Raw genomic sequence first — 18,842 nt, 5'->3', positions numbered from 1 at the left:
ATATGAAATTTTTAGACGAATTAAACGAGGCTCAGCGCAGGGCAGCACTGCACATAGACGGAGCTATGCTGATTTTAGCGGGCGCAGGTAGTGGCAAAACAAAGACAATCACCGCGCGCCTAGCTTACCTGCTAGCAAACGGCGTGCCCGCGCAAAACACGCTCACGCTAACTTTCACAAACAAAGCAGCTAGCGAAATGCGCTCTCGCGCGCTTAATCTAATCGCAAATTTAGGGCTTGAAGTGGGTGTGCCACTGCTATGCACATTTCATAAATTTGGACTTTTGTTTTTGAAATTTTACATTAGTGAGCTTGGCCGTAAGCCAAATTTCGCTGTCATAGACACTGATGATAAGAAAAAAATCCTAAAATCGTTTGAGATAAATTTGCAAACAAGCACCATGGCAAATGAAATTTCAAAATACAAAAACGCCCTAATTAGCCCAGATGAGCTTAAAAACAATATCGCCTCGCTAAGTGATGATATCAGGCAGGCAAACGAGGGATTTTACGCCAAAATGCTAGAAGCCTACACTAGATACGAGGAGTATTTGCTAAGCAATAATTTAGTCGATTTCGATGATTTGCTCGTGCTTCCTTACAAAATTTTAGACGCAAACGAGGCACTTTGCGATGAAGTTTCGCGCCAATACACCTACATAACCGTCGATGAGTATCAAGACACGAACGAAATTCAGTTTAAATTACTACAAAAACTTTGCAAAGCGCACCAAAATTTAACCGTCGTGGGCGATGATGATCAAAGCATTTATAGCTGGCGTGGGGCTAGGGTGGAAAATATCCTAAAATTTCGCGATCAATTTGAAAATGTAAAATATGTGAAATTAGAGGAAAATTACCGCTCGACTAGCCAAATTCTTTTCGCAGCAAACGAGCTAATCTCGCACAATAAAAACCGCCTTGGCAAAAATTTAAAAAGCACATTTGGCAAGGGCGAAGATGTCAAAATCCTACACTGCGAAAACGAAAGCGACGAAAGCGCGCAAGTAGCTGCAAAAATCAAAGAGCTCATAAACTCAGGTATCCACCCAGCCCAAATCGCCGTGCTTTACCGCGTAAATGCCCTTTCGCGCGCACTCGAAGAGGGGCTAAACCGCGCGAAAATCGCATATCGCATAGTAGGTGGTGTAAAATTTTATGAAAGAGCCGAGATCAAAGATATCATCGCATACCTGCGCCTAATCATTAACGAAAACGACGATTTTTCAATGCGTCGCATTATAAATGTCCCAAAAAGGGGCATTGGCAAGGTTAGCCTTGCAAGGCTCGATGAAATCGGCGCAAGGAAGCATTTAAGCCTGTTTGATGCGTTTTCGGATCAAGGCGCAAATCTAAGCGCAAAGGCAAAAGAGGCCCTAGAAAAGCTCAAACTCCACATAAACGAACTCTCGCACGAGCCAAGCGTGGAGAAAAAAATCGACGGAGTGCTGGATAAATTTGAGCTAAAAGAATACTACGAGAGCATGCCAGAGGGCGATGATAGATTGGCTAATATCAACGAATTTTGCGCTATGCTAAAAGATGAAGCCATAAATAAGCCAAATTTCGATTTGGGCGAGTTTTTAAACGATTTGGCGCTTCTTAGCGATCAAGACAATATCAGCGCAGAGGCGATAAATATCATGAGCGTGCATGCTAGCAAGGGTTTGGAGTTTTCGCACCTTTTTGTCATCGGGCTTGAAGAGGGGTTTTTCCCAATCATCAGCGACACGACAGATTTAGAAGAGGAACGCAGGCTAGCGTATGTAGCCATAACTAGGGCGAAAAAAGAGCTAACGCTTAGTTTTGCGAATTCGCGCTTTTATCGCGGGAAACGGGATTATCTATCCAAATCGCGATTTTTAGGCGAAGCAGGGCTAATAGATACTCCACTTAGCCCACAAAGCGACGGCGAGTTTAAAAAGGGCGATTTAATCACCCACAAACTCTTTGGCATGGGCAAAGTAAGCGCAGTAAATGGCGACAAACTTACCATAAATTTCGGCGGAATCGAGCGCGTGATAATGAAAAATTTCGTGCAAAAACTAGTATGAATAGACTTTTTTTAGCAAACAAACCTGCCGGAATTTCATCAAATCAGTTTTTAGGACGCTTGAAGCGCAAATACGGCGTGAAAAAAGCCGGATTTTCTGGCACACTAGATCCCTTTGCTAGCGGGGCTTTGGTCATTGGCTTTGGCGAATACACGCGGTTTTTTCGCTTTTTGCGTAAGGCTCCAAAAATCTATATCGCCACGCTGTGGTTTGGTGCTAGTAGCGAAAGTGGCGATAACGAAAATATTTATAGCGTAGAAAATGTGCCAAAGCTTAGCATGGAGCAAATTTTGGGCGCAAGGGATAGCTTGCTTGGGCTTGTGCGATACACGCCACCCAAATTTAGCGCCAAAAAAATCGATGGCGTCAGGGCCTACGAGCTAGCAAGGCGTGGCGAGGAAGTGGCGCTTAAAGAGCAGGTTATGAGCGTGTATGAGTGCGAAATCCTAAGCTATCGCCACCCGTTTTTGAGCTTTAAAATTTCAGTTAGCGAGGGCGGATATATCCGCTCATACGGCAAACTTCTTTGCGAAAAGCTAGGAGTTAGCGGGACACTAAGCGCACTTTGCCGAGTAAGCGAGGGCGAATTTAGCCTAGAAAATCCAAAATTTATGAGTGAGGCTAGCATAAATCCGAAAGATTATCTAAATTTAAAAGAAAATTTTTATAATGGCGATAAAAATGAAATTTTGCTCGGCAAAAAACTTCGCGCGCAAAATTTTAAATTTCAAAACAGTGGCGAATATTTGATAAATTTGGGCGAATTTCACGCAATAATCGAAATTCGCGATGGCGAAGTAAAATATTTATGGAATAGGATAAAGATTTGAAAAGTTTTGCTAAAATAAATGTTTTTTTGAAAATTACTGGCGCAAACGGCGCATTTCACAATATCGCCTCTCGTTTTGTAATTTGCGATGAAATTTATGACGAAATCAGCTTCGAGCGGGGCGAGCGGGGCGGATTTTGCATAGAGTGTAACAAAGAAATCGCCGGTAAAAACATAATCCAAAGCGCATACGAGCGGCTGTGCGAGAGCGGTTACAAAAACGAGCTCGATGAATTTTTTGCAAAATTTTATGTAAAACTTTACAAACAAATTCCGGCAGGCGGTGGATTGGGTGGCGGTAGTAGCAACTGCGCCTCGTTTTTAAAAATGATAAATGATGAGTTAAATTTGGGAATTTCAAAGCCAAATTTAATGCAAATTGCAAATTCGCTCGGAAGCGATATTTGCTTTTTTTTAAGTGGTGAAAAAAGCGCAAATGTGAGTGGCAAAGGCGAAATAATCGAAGCGTTTGATGATGAAATCCCGCCACTTAGGCTTTGCCTAAAAGGGCTATTTTGTGATACTGGCGCAGTGTATAGGGAATTTAGAAAAAATCATTTTAATAAAATTGATTTAGGCCTAGCTAACAAGCTTTTAAAGCTAAAATCAAGCGAAATTTTAAGTAATTATGACGCTGATAGCCTAAATGATTTGCTAGCCCCAGCGCGCGCACTTTATCCAGATTTGCGCCTAGAAAAGGGCGAGTTTTTAAGCGGAAGTGGCAGTTCGTGCTTCAAGGTAGATTTAAGGTAGAAAAATGATAAAAGAACTTACAAAAAACAGAAAAGCCTTCCACGACTTTGAAATTTTAGAAAATTTCGAAGCTGGCGTGGTTTTAAAGGGTAGCGAGGTCAAATCCTTGCGCGCTGGCAGGGCAAATCTCAAAGACAGCTTTTGTCGCATAATAAGAGGCGAGTTATTTTTGCTAGGGGCGCACATAAGTTATTTGGAGCACACTAACCCGCATTTTCGCCCAGACGAAAAGGCCCCAAGGAAGCTTTTAATGCACAAAAAGCAAATCGACAAACTTCTAGGCCATGTCAGCAAGGACGGCCTTACGCTGGTCGTTACTTCGCTGTATCTAAACGACAAAAACCGCGTCAAGGCTAGGGTGGCACTAGCGCGTGGCAAAAACCTGCATGATAAAAGAGAGGCGCTAAAACGCAAGGAAGCCGACAGGGAGGCTAGAAGCGCGATGAAAAATTTTAAGTAAAAAGGAGAGATTATGAGAAAAATTTTAACACTGATTTTTGCTGGTTTGCTTCTTTGTGGTTGTAATGATGAAAGTGCGCAAAATGCGCAAAATAGCGAAGCAGTGGCGAAATTTACCCCATTTAGCGTGGGCGAAAAATTTAGCTTAAAAAGCGTCGTGGGTGGCGAAGTGGTGATCGAGCGCACGAATAAGGGCTTTAAACTAGCTGGAAGCGATAAAATTTTGATGTTTGATATCTTTGGGACATACTGCGAGCCGTGCAAAATCGAGGCTCCGCATCTAATGGACTATCAGCTAAAAAACGCAGATGATTTTATGATGGTTGGTTTAATCCACTTCGAGGATATCACAGACGCGCAGGTCGTGGAGAATTTCACCAAAAAATACAATGCGTATTATTTCATAGCAAACGACAAGCAAAATTCCCGTATCGTGGAGCAAATTTTAACCGATATCAACTACCGCCATGCACTTTCAATCCCATTTAAGGTGGTTTTTAAGGACGGCGAGTATCAGACACTAACCGACATAAACGAGGGAGATGAGCGCGGGAAGCCGTATTATTTGGGTATGGTTTCGACAAAAGTGATAGAAAAAGATATGCTTAGGATAAAAAATGGCAACTAAAACCAGCACAAAGGTGCGAGTCAAGACCTTCAAACCCTCGCCGTATCGCGTGGTGCTACTAAATGACGATGTTACGCCAATGGATTTTGTGGTGATAATTTTAATCGAAATTTTCGCTCACACCACGCAAAACGCAGTCAAAATCATGCTAAATGTCCATAAAAACGGGCGTGGGATTTGTGGGGTGTATGCCAAAGAGATCGCCAAAAGCAAGCAAGAAGCCGTTTTAGAGGCAGCCGCGAGAGAGGGCTTCCCGCTAAAATGCATTATAGAGGAGGATAAATGATAGGATTTTATTTACAAAAAGACATTGATAACGCTGTGCGAAACGCCGTAAAAGGCGGGTTTGAGTATGTTAGCATAGCAAGCGTGATATATGAAATTTTCTCAGATAAAAATTTTAGAAATTTTTTTGAAAACGAGTTTTCAAATTTTGAGTATGAAAATTTCAAAACCAGCATTGGCGAGCTAATCGCTTCAATGCCAAAATCAGACGAAAAAAACCGCACCAAGGTCGCAGCCACAACCGATTTGGCGCGCATTATGGGGCTTTTTGAGGAGAGCATTGACAACGAAAACGAGCTAGATTTTATATCTTATGTCCTTGCTAGCAAAGATACTGACGCGGCTAAAATTTTCGAATTTTACGGGATAAATTCTTACGATTTTGATAAATTTAGAGATAGATATTTGCAGTGGTTTGACAACCGAGATATGGCGCAAAACGGCGAAAATGGCGAGATGGACGAGGGGCTTTTTAACGATTTTTTAGGCGAAGATGACGAGAGCAAAAAGAAAAAAAAGCCAGCTAGCGAACTATATACGACGAATTTAAACGAAATGGCAAAAAGTGGTAAAATCGACCCGCTAATCGGGCGCGAAAAAGAGATCGAAAAGACACTTCAAACCCTTTGTCGCCGCAAAAAAAACAATCCAGTCCTTGTGGGCGAAGCAGGCGTGGGGAAGACGGCTATAATCGAGGGAATCGCGCTAAAAATTGCAAATGGCGAGGTTCCAGCAAAGCTAGCTGGAAAGACGATTTTTGCCCTTGATATGGGCGCGCTCGTAGCTGGGACGACGCTAAGGGGCGAGTTTGAGGAGAGATTAAAAAATGTAATCGATGAATTTAGCAAAAATGATAAAGCTATACTTTTCATCGATGAAATTCACACTATTGCGGGTGCGGGCGCAGGCTCGCGCGAGGATTTGGATATGTCAAATCTGCTAAAACCGGGCCTTGCAAACGGCACGCTTAGCCTAATTGGCGCCACTACTTACGCTGAATTTCGCAATCTAAGCAAAGATAAGGCGCTTGCTAGAAGGCTATGCAAAATCGACATAAACGAGCCTAGTATCGAAGATAGCGTAGAAATTTTAAAAGGAATTGTGAAAAAATACGAGGAATTTCATAATGTCAAATTTAGCGATGAAATTTTGCGCGAGGCTGTAAATTTAGCCAAACGCTACGAAAGCGACAAATTTTTGCCAGATAGCGCGATTGATTTGATCGACGAAGTGGGCGCAAGCTACGCATTTAAGGAGCATAGCGAGGCGATAAATGTCAGCAAAGAGGATTTGGTAAATGTGCTAAGTGCTAGCGCAAATATCGCAAATTTAAGTCAGAGCGTCGATAATAAAGAGACCTTGCGAAATTTAGAGGAAAATATCAAAAAAGAAATTTTTGGTCAAGACGAGGCAGTTTCTAGCCTAAGCAAGGCGCTTTTGCGCTCTTATGCTGGACTTAGACACGAAAATTCGCCAATTGGCGTGTTTTTATTCACAGGAAGCTCGGGCGTAGGCAAAAGCGAGCTAGCCAAGGTTTTGGCAAAAAATTTAGGTGTAAATTTCGAGCGATTTGATATGAGCGAGTATATGGAAGCTCACAGCGTGAGCCGCCTAATCGGCGCGCCTCCGGGATATGTGGGGTTTGAAAACGGCGGAATTTTGACAAATCAGATCAAAAAACACCCTTACAGCGTCGTGCTTTTCGACGAGATCGAAAAGGCTCACCCAAGCATGACAAATATATTTTTGGGTATTTTTGATAATGGCGTGCTAACTGACACAAACGGCACGAGTAGCGATTTTAAAAACACCATTATCATTATGACCTCGAATTTAGGCACCAAAGAAGCGCCACAAGTGGGCTTTACCAAAGATGAAAGCTATAAAATCGATAACGCTGTGAAGAGCTTTTTCGCCCCTGAATTTCGCAATCGCATAGATAAAATTATAAATTTTAACCCACTAAAAGGCGAAATTTTAGAAAAAATCGTGGATAAAACAGTGCGTGAAATACAATCAGGGCTCAAAAATATCGAAATTTCGCTAAGCAAAGGCGCAAAAGAGTATTTGATAAAAAAAGGTTATAGCGCAGAATTTGGCGCAAGAAATCTCAAAAGAGAGGTGCAGTTGCAAATCTCAGATGAGATTAGCTCGGAAATTTTATTTGGAGCGTTGCAAAATGGCGGTAGGGTTTTTGTGGATTTCGCTGATGAAAAGCTTAAATTTGACTTCGAAAGTGTGCCAATGCTGGACGCGAAGGTATCAAATACTGCCCAAATTAGCGCAGATGAGAACGGCGGTTTAACCAAAAGTCCAGACGAACCCCAAAACGCCACGCTCATAAAATAAAAATGTCGAAATTCTACGCCTTCCCAGACCCAAAAAACGCGCCAGATTTCGCCCCGTTAGCTAGCGGGGGAAATTTGAGCGCAGAGTGTTTGCTAAGCGCATACACGCAGGGGATTTTCCCGTGGTTTTGCGAGGGAGAGCCGATTTTATGGTGGTCGCCAAACCCGCGCGCGATCTTAGAACCAAAGGCTGTGCGCACCCAAAAGTCGATAAAGCCATATTTAAAACGATATGAAGTAAAATTCGACCAAAATTTCGCTGGATTTATCACTCTTTGCAAACAAACCCGCCAAAACTCAGATGATGGGACTTGGATTAGCGATGAGATTGTAGAGGCGTATGTAAATTTAGCAAATTTAGGCGTCGCTCACAGCGTGGAAGTCTATGAAGAAGGCATTTTAATCGGCGGATTATACGGGCTGATTTTGGGCAAGGTGTTTTGTGGCGAGAGTATGCTCAGCCTAAAAACAGGCGCGTCGAAGGTCGCTTTAATCACGCTTTGTAGAGTTTTAGAAAAATTTGACTTTTTGATTGATTGTCAGATTATGAACGAGCATTTGCGCTTTATGGGGGCGCAAGATATGCCAAGGGGCGAATTTTTAGCCAAATTTCAAATTTTGCAAAACTTGCCAAGCGGATTTGAAAAATTTAAAGATTTAGAAAAGTTGATATGATTTTACGGGATAAAAACTCAAATATCGGTATTTGTGTGCTTGCGGCTGTGCTGGGATTTTTGATGTGCGTGTTTGTGTGGATGATGTTTTACTCAGCTAGTAGCGATCGCAGGCTTCCACGCCTTGACATAAACGAAACAAACAGCGCAATCAGGGGTTCAATCATCACCAAAGACAAATATGTCGTCTCAAACTCGACCAAGCTCTACAAGGTCAGCATAGACTCTCGCTCTCTTGATCCGCACAAGCTCGATTTGTTTGTCAAACTCTACTGCATTTACACAGGCGATAGCGAAAAACGGGTCAAAAAAACAATCCAAAGCTCAAAAGGCACCACGGTTTTATCATACAAAATCGACGCCAAAACAGCCGTGCATTTAAAAGAGTTAGCCTACAAGCTAAATTTAAAGAAATTTTTCGTAGCCTTTGAGACAGCTAGCGGGCGTGTAAATCCGCCGGTGCGCATGAGCGTGAGCGAAAGTGGCGAAAAGCGCACTTACAATATCCAAAACTCACTAACCCCGCTTCTAGGCTATATCAACAAAAAAGAGGTTTCAGGGATTACCAAAGTAGTCGGCATTAAGGGCGTGGAGAAATACTATGAGTATTATCTAACCCCACTAAAAGATGAGTTTATCACGGGCCCAAGGGATCTAAAAGGCAATATTATCCTAGAAAAAAGCACCAAAAAAACAAACAAAATCGACGGATATAATGTCCATTTAAGCGTGCCTTTGGCTCTACAAAGAGATGTTGAGAGGCTAATTGATAAAGCTAGCTTAGCTTACGATGCCAAAGAGATAGTCGTAGGCATAATGAACTCAAAAACAGGCAAAATTCTCTCCCTTGCCACAAACGCTAGGTATAATCCAGAAAATATCACAAAACAAGATATGAAAAATCTAAATTCGACTGCTAGCGAATATGCTTACGAGGTCGGCTCGATTATGAAGCCGATAATTTTCTCAATCGCTTATGAGGGAAATTTAGTCAAACCAACCGAGATTATAAACACCCATAATGGCGCATACAAGCTAGGTTCGCGCACTATCCGCGACACTCACCCAGCAAAGTCAATGAGTGGCGAGGAAATCATCGTGCATTCATCAAATATCGGTATGATTAAAATTGCCGAGCGTATGAGTGGGCAGATGATTTATGACGGGCTTTTAAATTTCGGTATGGCGCAAAAAACCGGTATTGATTTGCCTTACGAGCAGATTGGAAATATCCCTAGCGTGCGAAGTTTGGAAGGCAAGGTTTATAAGGCTACGATTAGCTATGGTTATGGCGCGCAGATGACATTTTTGCAGATGTTAAGCGCGTATGGGGTTTTTAATAACGGCGGAGTTTGGATTAGTCCAAGGCTGGTCGAAAATTTAGAAATGAACGGTAAAATTTACCCTGTAAATGAGAGCGAAACACGCACCGTGCTAAGCCCGCAAACAGCAGATGTTATGAGAGAAATTTTGATTAAGGTAGTCGAAGGTGGCACAGGGCGCAAAGGGCGCACGAGCGGTATCGAAGTAGGGGGCAAAACAGGCACTGCTAGAATTGCCAAAGGTGGCGGATATTCTAGCGCGTATAATAGCTCGTTTTTTGGCTTTGCGAACGACACTCACACTAGCTACACCATAGGCGTGCTGGTTAGAGAGCCTAAAAAAGGCAGTTATTACGCGGCGCAAAACGCCTTGCCTGTGTTTAAAAGTATAGTTGATTTGCTAGTCGAAAAAGGATTTTTAACCCCTAGTGGCGATAGCGACAAGATAAATCATGTAGATATTAAAGATTTAAATGAAATCAAAGATTAAAGGATAAGCGATGAAAATAGGAATTATCGGACTTGGTTATGTGGGGCTTCCCCTAGCAGCGGCATTTAGCGCAAAACACAGCGTTGTAGGATTTGATATAATGAAATCTCGTATAGATGAGCTAAACGGGGGGCATGATAAGACCCTAGAATTAGAAGATGACAAACTTGCCACTGCACTAAAAAATGGGCTTAAATTTACCTGCGATATAAATGATTTAAAAGATTGCAACTTTTATGTCGTTTGCGTCCCAACGCCTGTGGATAAATTCAACCGCCCAGATATCACGCCACTAATCAAAGCTAGCCAGAGTGTGGGCTCGGTGCTTAAAAAGGGCGATATCGTAGTATATGAAAGCACGGTCTATCCTGGGGCTACTGAGGAGGATTGTGTGCCTGTTTTAGAGCGCACTAGTGGGCTTAAATTTAACGAGGATTTTTTCTGCGGATACTCACCAGAGCGCATAAATCCGGGTGATAAAATTCACACTGTAACAAAAATCAAAAAAATCGTCTCAGGTAGTAATGAGCGCACCCTTGATATCGTCGATGAGACATACTCTTCTATCCTAGAAAACGGCACTTTTCGCGCCAAAAGTATCAAGGTAGCAGAAGCTGCAAAAGTCATCGAAAATACACAGCGCGACATAAATATCGGCTTTATCAACGAGCTTGCGATTTTGTTTAACAAACTAGGAATCGATACCAATGATGTCATCGACGCAGCCGCGACGAAATGGAATTTCCTAAGCTTCCGCCCAGGGCTTGTGGGAGGACATTGTATCGGCATAGATCCATACTACCTAGCCCAAAAAGCCACAGAGGTAGGCTATCACCCGCAAATCATACTCGCAAGTCGCCGTATCAACGATAATATGGGCAAATATGTCGCCACGCAGGTCGTGCAGATGATGATAAAATTTGACAAAAAAATCAAACATAGCAAAATTTTGATTTTAGGTCTTACCTTTAAAGAAAACTGCCCAGACATACGCAATACGCGCGTTATTGATATGATTGATGAGCTTAAAAATTTCGGTTGCGCGGTCAGCGTGTATGATCCATGGGCGAGCAAGGACGACGCGAAACGCTACTACGATATCGAGCTAATCGAAAAGCCAAATTTAGGCGAATTTGATTGCGTTGTAATTGCTGTGGCGCACAATCAATTTAAAGAATTCGACTACTCTACTTCACTAGTATATGATGTGAAAAATATCTACGAAGGCGCGCAAGGCAGGCTATAATCTGGGGCTAAATTTAGCCCTGGGTTTTTTGGGCGTAAGTTATGATAAATGAGGCAAACTCATCGCCAAAATTCGGACACTCACAAACCTCAAAATAGCTAAATTTAAGCTCTTTTGCCACATTTCTAAAATACATATCAAGCTCAAATTTTGTCTCAGAATTATCTATACAAAACGAAATCGGAAAAATCAGCGCGCACTCATTTTGCAAATTTGCCAAATGCTCGTTTAGGTTTGGTTCTAGCCATTTTACGGGGCCTAGGCGGGATTGATAGGCGAGCGAAATATCTTTGAAATTTATGCCAGATTTTTGCAAAATTTCACTTAGAATTTTGACATGCTCATTAACCTGAGCCTCGTAAGGATCGCCAGCGGCGATGATTTTTACAGGCAGTGAGTGAGCCGAGAAAACCAAGCTTGTGCGCGAAATTTCATCAGCGCTTAAATTTTTGATTTTTTCTTTGATTAAATTTAGCAGGATTTGGTTGTAAATTTCGCTTTTGTAAAAAATATCAACTATTTTAAAATTTGAAATTTCTAAATTTGCTAGGGTTTTTTTAGCGTCGTCAATGCTCGATTTGACCGTCGTTTGCGAAAAATGCGGATAAAGTGGAAAAAGCAGAATTTCATCAAATTTCGCATATTTTGCCAAAACATCACGAGCAAAAGGGGCAGTGTAATTCATAGCAAAATCGCAAACAAACTCATTTTGGTATAAATTTATCTTATCGCAAAGTCGCTTTGTAAGCCCAGCGATAGGGGATTTTCCACCAAGTTTTTCGTAGTTTTGGCGCGCTTCTTTAACGCGCATTTTAGTAATCAAACTGGCTAAAATTTTGCGCAAAATTTTGCTTTTGACCCCCAAAATATTTGGATCGCAAAACATATTTTTTAAAAATACGCTAACCTCGTCTAGGCTATTTGGACCGCCCATATTTAGGAGAATTAAGGCTTTTTTCACGAGATTAACTCTCTTAGTTTGATTGCTTCATCAGGGGTCGCAATTCCCTCGAATTTAGAATTTTCGATTAAATTTAAAAACGCTTTGTGCTGGTATCTAAGCGCGTAATCATCGCGATCAACGCGCTGATTTATCCGTCCGTCGTTTGTAACCTTGAATAAATTTAGCGATTCTAAATCGCCAAAATAAACGCCAGAATTCGTGCAAATCTCCACGCCGTGGCGTTTGAGCGGATATAAATTTGATAGCAAAATCGTGCAATTACTCATCGACTTTGTGCGAAATGCGACGCCAATGCCGTTAGAATCGCCGTTTTTGCAGATGTTTTGTGATGAAATTTCAGATTTGCTAAGCAGAGCAATCAAATCCAAATCCCTAATCAGCGCATTTTGCAAGCAGTTTGCGCTCTCAGAGCTAAATCCATCTACAAAATTTATCGAATAAATTTTCTCGTCCTTAGCCAGCTCCCTACACAGCGAGATTATGACAGGATTATAGCGCCCAGCATATCCCACGCCAAGCTTCGCGCCATTAATCGAAATAGAGTAATTTATCTCCCTTGCCTCAGCTAAATTTCCAGCGAGCGGGGATTCTACAAAGATATTTTTGGTAAAAGGTATGCATTTTAAAATGATTTCTTTGTGCGTCGCAGGCGGTGTAGCGATGACCACAGCGTCTGGTTTGGCGCTTTCGAACATTTTAGCTAAATCATTATAAAGTGGATATCTAGGGCCAAAATCCTCGGTTTTTTCTTTGTCATAAAGCGCGACCAAATCGAAATAATCGCTTCTTCTAAGCTCTTTGAAATGTTTTGCGCCAAGCTCCCCTAAGCCTATTATGGCTATTTTTTTCTTCATTAATTAATCCTGTAAATTTTGCATATTTTTCATTATAACGAATAAGAGTAAAAATTTATATTTCTTAAAATCAAAATTTGCTAAAATGGGCGCTAAATTTTACTAAATTTAGGATAGTTAATGGATATTAGAAAAGCTTATTTAGACTTTTTTGCGTCAAAAGGACACGAGGTTATGCCAAGCTCACCGCTTGTGCCAGATGATGATAGTTTATTATTCACAAATGCCGGTATGGTGCCGTTTAAAAGCATTTTTACAGGTGCGGTACCACGCCCAACTCCACCGATTCGCACGAGTTGCCAAACCTGCATTAGAGCAGGTGGCAAACACAACGACTTAGACAATGTCGGCTACACAGCGCGCCACCACACATTTTTTGAAATGCTTGGAAATTTCAGTTTCGGCGAGTATTTCAAAACAGACGCGATAGCCTACGCATGGGAGTTTGTAACCGAAATTTTAAAACTCCCAAAAGACAAACTATATGTTACCGTCCATGATAGCGATGATGAGGCGTTTGAAATTTGGTCGCGCCATATCGCAAAAGAGCGAATTTATCGCTTCGGCGATCACGATAATTTCTGGGCTATGGGCGATACTGGACCTTGTGGGCCATGTAGCGAGATTTTTTACGATCAAGGAAGCGAGCATTTCCATAGCGATGAGGATTATATGGGCGGAGACGGCGATCGTTTCTTAGAGATTTGGAATTTAGTCTTTATGCAATACGAGCGAAGCGCAGACGGCAAACTCTCGCCACTTCCAAAACCATCAATCGATACAGGTATGGGTTTAGAGCGCGTAACAGCGATAAAAGAGGGTAAATTTAGCAATTACGACAGCTCGCTATTTATGCCATTAATCGGCGCAGTCGAGAAGCTATGTGGCAAAAAATACGAGTATGAAACTGGCGCGAGCTACCGCGTCATCGCAGATCATATCCGCTCGGTTACATTTTTGCTAGCCCAAGGCACGAACTTTGATAGAGAGGGCAGAGGCTATGTGCTTAGAAGGATTTTGCGCAGGGCAGTTAGACACGGATATTTGCTGGGCATAAAAGAGCCATTTATGTATAAGCTAGTCGATGATGTTTGCGCTAGTATGGGCTCTCACTATACATATTTAAACGAGAAAAAAGAGGCTGTAAAAGAGCTAGTAAAACTCGAAGAAGAGCGATTTTTCGCCACTTTGGCAAACGGAATCGAGCTATTTAACGAAGAATTAGCCAAAACCTCAGGCAATGTTTTCTCTGGCGATGTCGCATTTAAGCTCTATGATACTTACGGATTTCCGCTCGATCTCACAGCCGATATGCTAAGAGAGAAAAATCTTAAAGTCGATGAGGCTAAATTTGATGAGCTAATGGCAGAACAAAAACGCAGAGCCAAAGCCAGTTGGAAGGGCTCAGGAGATAAAGCACAAGCCAAAGGCGATTTCGCGCAACTTATCGAAAAATTTGGCAAAAATGAGTTTGTGGGGTATTCATGCCAAGAGAGCGAAAGCCGAATTTTAGCCCTTTTGGACGAGAATTTTAAAATTTGCGATAGTTTAGAGCCAGGGCACACTGGCTGGGTAATGCTAGATATCACGCCATTTTACGCTACAAGTGGCGGTCAGTGCGCAGATACCGGCACTATCGAAAAAAGCGAGGTTATCGACACGCAAAAATTCTTTGATTTAAATTTATCTCAAATCAAAGTAAAAAGCCTGCTTAAAACCGGCGATCTCGTAAAATGCGTGGTTAGCGCCGGCAAAAGAGCGATGATAGCGCGTCATCACAGCGCGACACACCTGCTTCACGCTGCGCTAAGAGAGGTTTTGGGCGAGCATATCGCGCAGGCTGGATCGCTTGTAGAAGCAAACAGACTTAGATTTGACTTTTCGCACCCAAAAGCGATGAGTAGCGAAGAGCTTGCCAAAGTCGAGCAAATCGTAAATCGCTGGATTAGCGCGGGCGCACAGAATAAAACTGAAATTTTAGATATAGATGAGGCCAAAAAATCAGGCGCGATTGCGCTTTTTGGCGAAAAATACGGCGCAAAAGTGCGCGTGGTAAGCTTTGGCGATGTAAGCAAGGAGCTTTGCGGCGGCACCCATGTCGAAAACATAAGCGAAATCGGCGCGTTTTTAATCTCAAAAGAGAGTGGCGTAAGTGCTGGCGTGCGCAGAATCGAGGCGATTTGTTCGCAAGAAGTGCTAAATTTCACGCTAAATTTAAGATCGCAAATCAACGAAATCGAAGCTGAATTTAAAGGTGCAAACCCACTAGATGGCATTAAAAAGCTAAAAGATGAAATCAAAGGCTTAAAAGAAAAATTAAAACACGCAGGCGATCAAAAGTCTCTGCCTTGCCAAGAAATCTCAGGCGTGAAGCTTTGCGTAGCAGTGGTAGAAAACGGCGAAATTAAAACTATGATTGATGAGTTTAAAAACGCGAACGAAAAGGCTGCGATTTTGCTAATGCAAGTGGGCGAAAACGATAAAATCACAGTCGCAGCCGGAGCGAAAAACGCCCCAATCAAGGCTGGCGAGTGGGTCAAGATGACGGCTCAAATTTTAGGCGGTAACGGCGGCGGACGCGATGATTTCGCTACTGCTGGCGGAAAAGATACTAGCATGGTTTCTAGCGCGCTAGCTGGGGCACTAGAATTTGCAAAAGGTAAGCTAGGTTGAACGAATTAGAAACGAGTTTTGCCAGAAGTGATCAAATTTTGCCCCTAATTCACATTTTAGGGGCGATTTGCTTTATTTGCGCACATGTTTGCATTATCATGTTGATTCGAATTTTCAGCGATAAAGCAGACATCACAAACTCAAATTTCGAAAAAATCAAATTTTATCTTTCGAAATTTAATCTCTTTTTCGGCTCGTTTTTTTTGATTATAATTGTGAGTGGATTTTTTCTAAGCATAGGCAACAACTTCAAATTCGCAGACCCTATGATAAATGCCGTAATCGTTACGCTGTGGGTTTTAGCGGTGTTTATTTTGATAAATTTTGGCTATGTTTATTTTAAATTTTACTCGTTTAAAAAGGCGCTTTTAGCGGGCGATAAATTCGAAGCTAGCGAACATTTGATTATCATCGCTAGATATTTTGTCCCGCTAAATGTCGCTGTATCGGTGCTTTGCACCTATCTTTGTGTAGCGGTGGGTAGATTTTGATTTATTTGGTTTCATCTTCGCCGACAAGGGCGCAAATTTTGCGGGAAGCTGGGATAAAATTCGAGCAAATCAGTTTTGAATTTGACGAAAATGTAGGCGACATAGCCGATGCCAAAACATACGCTTACCGCGTGGCAAGTGCGAAAAAATCGCAGTTTTTAGCCAAAAACAAAAATGCAAAAAATTTGCTTTTTTGCGATAGTTCGGTTTTGGTAGGTGGCAAAATTTTAGGCAAAGCAAAAGACATTAGCCACGCAAGAGCTATGCTAAACGCCCAATCTGACGCTATTAGCGAGGTTTATACGGCGATGATTTTTGTGGGCGAGGGTTTTGAGATAAGCACGCTTTTGGTGGCTAGTTATAAATTCGCCAAATTTAGCGAGGCAGATTTAGAAGCGTATCTAAAAAGTGGCGATTGGCGCGGCAAAGCAGGGGCTATGAGTATCGAGGGGTTTAATCAAAAATATATCCAAAGCTTTCGTGGCGATACTAGCACCGCTATGGGTTTAAATGTGGAAATTTTAAAAAGGTATTTAGATGGTAAGAATTTTATTTAGTTTTATTACGGTTTGTTTTTTCGCAGGGTGCGGTGTGTTTATGTATTTTTATACGCAAATTCGCCTAGAATCGAACTCTATTATTGATTATCACCCGGAGCTAACGACCAAAATTTACGATCGCAACGGCAACTTGCTTGCCAATATTTTCAACGAACAAAACCGCCTTTATACTAGATTTGACGAAATTCCAGGCCGTATGGTCGAAGCCTTGGTAGCTATCGAGGATACCGCGTTTTTCGAGCATCAGGGCATTAATACAGAGGCGATTTTTCGCGCAATTGTAAAAGATATAAAAGCGATGAAATTTGTGGAAGGTGCCTCCACTATCACGCAACAACTTGTCAAAAATTTGGTTTTATCTAGCGAAAAAAAGATAGATAGAAAAATCAAAGAGATGATTTTATCGCTAAAAATCGAAAACACCCTAAGCAAAGAGGAAATTTTAGAAAGATATTTTAACGAAGTGTATTTCGGACACGGGTATTACGGCGTCAAAACTGCCGCGCTTGGGTATTTTAAAAAGGATTTAGCCGACCTTAGTATCAAAGAAATCGCCATTTTGGTGGGTTTGCCAAAAGCCCCTAGCCAGTATGACCCTACCAAGCACCTAGATTTGGCACTTTCTCGCGCAAACAATGTAATTTACCGTATGCATGAGCTTGGCTGGATAAACAAAACCGAGTATGAAATCGCAATGGCAGAAGAGCCATTTGTCTATGATGAAACCCTAACTCAAAATGTCGCCCCATACGCAGTCGATGAGATCGTCAAAGAGGCAGAGAGACTGCTACCAGATGTGCGCACAGGCGGGTATAGAATCGAAACGAGCCTTGATTTAAAGGCGCAAGAAATGGCGCAAGAGGCGCTGATTTTTGGCTATAACGAAATTTTAAAACGCAACAAAGACGCAAATGCTAGCAATGTAAATGGCGCGATTATCGTTACACACCCGCAAAATGGCGAAATTATCGCTCTCGTAGGCGGTGTGGATTATGCTAAATCAAATTTCAACCGCGCTAGCCAAAGCAGACGCCAAACAGGGTCAAGCTTCAAGCCATTTATCTACCAAATCGCCCTAGATAGCGGGTATTCGACGATGACAGAGGTCCCTGATATCGCGCGCGAATTTGACGATGGAAGCAACAAAAGCTGGAAACCGAAAAACTACGATAGCACATACAGCGGCTATATCACGATAAAAGAGGCGTTGCAACGCTCTCGCAACCTCGCTTCGATAAATTTAATGCAATCAATCGGCATTGAGCGCACGATTCGCAAACTAAATGAATATGGGTTTAAAAATGTCCCGCCAGCGCTGTCTGTGGCGATCGGAAGTTATGGCATTTCGCCACTTGAATACTCGACTATGTATTCGATGTTTCCTGGTCTTGGCATTAGCACGAAGTCCAAATTCATCACCGCAATCACCGATAATAACGGCACTACGCACTATATCGAGCCTGAGCGCAGACGCATTTTGCGCCCAGAACAGGCGTATTTGATGACGACGCTGATGAAAAACATAGTCCAGCGAGGAACTGGCACCAGAGCGCGCGTGCAGGGCATCGAAATCGCGGGCAAAACAGGCACTTCAAACGATAGCATTGATGCGTGGTTTTGCGGATTTACGCCTGATTTGCAAATCATTGTTTGGTATGGAAACGACGATTATAAGCCTATGCGCAAGGTAGAAGGTGGCGGTAGAACTGCTGCGCCTGTGTTTGCGAAATTTTTGGAAAATTATCTTAAAGAATACCCGCATGCTAAGCGAAATTTCAGCGTCCCAAGCGGAGTATTTACCCGTAGATACGGCGCTGGCGATGAGTATTACACCAAAATTTCCCCACTTCCAAGAAGGGTTGAAGCAAACGAAGAAGACGGGCTGATGTTTTAGGGCGAAATTGCTGTCATTGCGAGCTTTCACAGAAAGCGAAGCAATCTACGAGCAAAAATCACCAAAACGCAAATTCCATGTCATTGCGAGGCGTGATAACGCCGAAGCAATCCAGAAAAATTTAAAGTAAAATTCTACTTAAATTTAGCATTGAACGATTTTTTAAATTTTAAGCGAAATTTGAAATTATCTGTAAGGGGGAGGGCGCGCTTTTTAGGAGACGCTACCCTCCCCCTTACCAACCCCCACCCCTGTAAAACCTTAGAAGTGGCTAAATTTAAAGCTTCGCTTTAAATTTAGCTGATTTTATTTTTACGG

16 protein-coding genes are annotated in these 18,842 nt (G+C 42.2%); 14 read left to right on the top strand and 2 right to left on the bottom strand.

Translation table 11 applies throughout. The annotated features are described in order from the left end of the window. Positions 1 to 2 precede the first annotated feature (2 nt). From OFN91_RS02025 to OFN91_RS01980, 10 genes are read left to right on the top strand one after another with little or no spacing between them, the layout of a single operon-like run. Positions 3 to 2,054 carry an ATP-dependent helicase gene (locus OFN91_RS02025; protein ID WP_270873078.1) on the top strand — a complete coding sequence of 684 codons (2,052 nt, stop codon included), beginning with the start codon at positions 3 to 5 and terminating at the stop codon, positions 2,052 to 2,054. Next, entirely contained in the window at positions 2,051 to 2,884 is an 834-nt protein-coding gene (truB, locus tag OFN91_RS02020) for a tRNA pseudouridine(55) synthase TruB (RefSeq protein WP_270873077.1), read from the top strand. The genes OFN91_RS02025 and truB overlap by 4 nt, the downstream gene beginning before the upstream one ends. Next, positions 2,881 to 3,636, top strand: a complete 756-nt coding sequence (locus tag OFN91_RS02015) for a 4-(cytidine 5'-diphospho)-2-C-methyl-D-erythritol kinase (RefSeq protein WP_270873076.1) — start codon at positions 2,881 to 2,883, stop codon at positions 3,634 to 3,636. The genes truB and OFN91_RS02015 overlap by 4 nt, the downstream gene beginning before the upstream one ends. A gap of 4 nt (positions 3,637 to 3,640) precedes the next feature. Beyond that, on the top strand, positions 3,641 to 4,096 hold the full coding sequence (gene smpB / locus OFN91_RS02010; protein WP_270861725.1) for an SsrA-binding protein SmpB: 456 nt from the start codon (positions 3,641 to 3,643) through the stop codon (positions 4,094 to 4,096). Positions 4,097 to 4,108: 12 nt separating this feature from the next. Next, on the top strand, positions 4,109 to 4,723 hold the full coding sequence (locus OFN91_RS02005; protein WP_270870747.1) for a TlpA family protein disulfide reductase: 615 nt from the start codon (positions 4,109 to 4,111) through the stop codon (positions 4,721 to 4,723). Beyond that, positions 4,713 to 5,009: an ATP-dependent Clp protease adaptor ClpS gene (locus OFN91_RS02000; protein ID WP_270865010.1), complete on the top strand. Its 297-nt coding sequence runs from the start codon at positions 4,713 to 4,715 to the stop codon at positions 5,007 to 5,009. The genes OFN91_RS02005 and OFN91_RS02000 overlap by 11 nt, the downstream gene beginning before the upstream one ends. Beyond that, positions 5,006 to 7,357, top strand: coding sequence for an AAA family ATPase (locus OFN91_RS01995; protein ID WP_270873075.1), 2,352 nt, complete (start codon positions 5,006 to 5,008; stop codon positions 7,355 to 7,357). The genes OFN91_RS02000 and OFN91_RS01995 overlap by 4 nt, the downstream gene beginning before the upstream one ends. 2 nt (positions 7,358 to 7,359) lie before the next feature. After that, on the top strand, positions 7,360 to 8,031 hold the full coding sequence (aat, locus tag OFN91_RS01990) for a leucyl/phenylalanyl-tRNA--protein transferase (protein WP_270873074.1): 672 nt from the start codon (positions 7,360 to 7,362) through the stop codon (positions 8,029 to 8,031). Further along, a complete protein-coding gene (locus OFN91_RS01985; protein ID WP_270873073.1) occupies positions 8,028 to 9,842 on the top strand; it encodes a peptidoglycan D,D-transpeptidase FtsI family protein in 1,815 nt (604 codons plus the stop codon). The genes aat and OFN91_RS01985 overlap by 4 nt, the downstream gene beginning before the upstream one ends. A 10-nt stretch (positions 9,843 to 9,852) precedes the next feature. Beyond that, positions 9,853 to 11,088 carry a nucleotide sugar dehydrogenase gene (locus OFN91_RS01980; RefSeq protein WP_270873072.1) on the top strand — a complete coding sequence of 412 codons (1,236 nt, stop codon included), beginning with the start codon at positions 9,853 to 9,855 and terminating at the stop codon, positions 11,086 to 11,088. 13 nt (positions 11,089 to 11,101) lie between these two features. Here OFN91_RS01980 and hemH read toward each other — a convergent pair whose 3' ends face one another. Both hemH and OFN91_RS01970 read right to left on the bottom strand, forming a co-directional pair. After that, positions 11,102 to 12,049 carry a ferrochelatase gene (gene hemH / locus OFN91_RS01975; RefSeq protein ID WP_270873071.1) on the bottom strand — a complete coding sequence of 316 codons (948 nt, stop codon included), beginning with the start codon at positions 12,047 to 12,049 and terminating at the stop codon, positions 11,102 to 11,104. Continuing rightward, a complete protein-coding gene (locus OFN91_RS01970) occupies positions 12,046 to 12,906 on the bottom strand; it encodes a Gfo/Idh/MocA family protein (protein WP_270861717.1) in 861 nt (286 codons plus the stop codon). Before OFN91_RS01970 ends, hemH begins: the two co-directional genes overlap by 4 nt. Before the next feature lie 120 nt (positions 12,907 to 13,026). Between OFN91_RS01970 and alaS the strand changes: the two genes are divergently transcribed. From alaS to OFN91_RS01950, 4 genes are read left to right on the top strand one after another with little or no spacing between them, the layout of a single operon-like run. Further along, a complete protein-coding gene (alaS, locus tag OFN91_RS01965; protein ID WP_270873070.1) occupies positions 13,027 to 15,579 on the top strand; it encodes an alanine--tRNA ligase in 2,553 nt (850 codons plus the stop codon). Continuing rightward, positions 15,576 to 16,070, top strand: a complete 495-nt coding sequence (locus OFN91_RS01960) for a hypothetical protein (RefSeq protein ID WP_270866300.1) — start codon at positions 15,576 to 15,578, stop codon at positions 16,068 to 16,070. Before alaS ends, OFN91_RS01960 begins: the two co-directional genes overlap by 4 nt. Next, positions 16,067 to 16,627: a septum formation inhibitor Maf gene (maf, locus tag OFN91_RS01955; protein WP_270873069.1), complete on the top strand. Its 561-nt coding sequence runs from the start codon at positions 16,067 to 16,069 to the stop codon at positions 16,625 to 16,627. Before OFN91_RS01960 ends, maf begins: the two co-directional genes overlap by 4 nt. Further along, a complete protein-coding gene (locus OFN91_RS01950; RefSeq protein ID WP_270873068.1) occupies positions 16,608 to 18,524 on the top strand; it encodes a transglycosylase domain-containing protein in 1,917 nt (638 codons plus the stop codon). The genes maf and OFN91_RS01950 overlap by 20 nt, the downstream gene beginning before the upstream one ends. Positions 18,525 to 18,842 lie beyond the last annotated feature (318 nt).

It is taken from the genome of Campylobacter sp. JMF_08 NE1, from assembly GCF_027737875.1.
In the GTDB taxonomy this organism is placed as follows: Bacteria; Campylobacterota; Campylobacteria; order Campylobacterales; family Campylobacteraceae; genus Campylobacter_B.
This window is presented reverse-complemented; position numbering and strand designations above follow the sequence as displayed.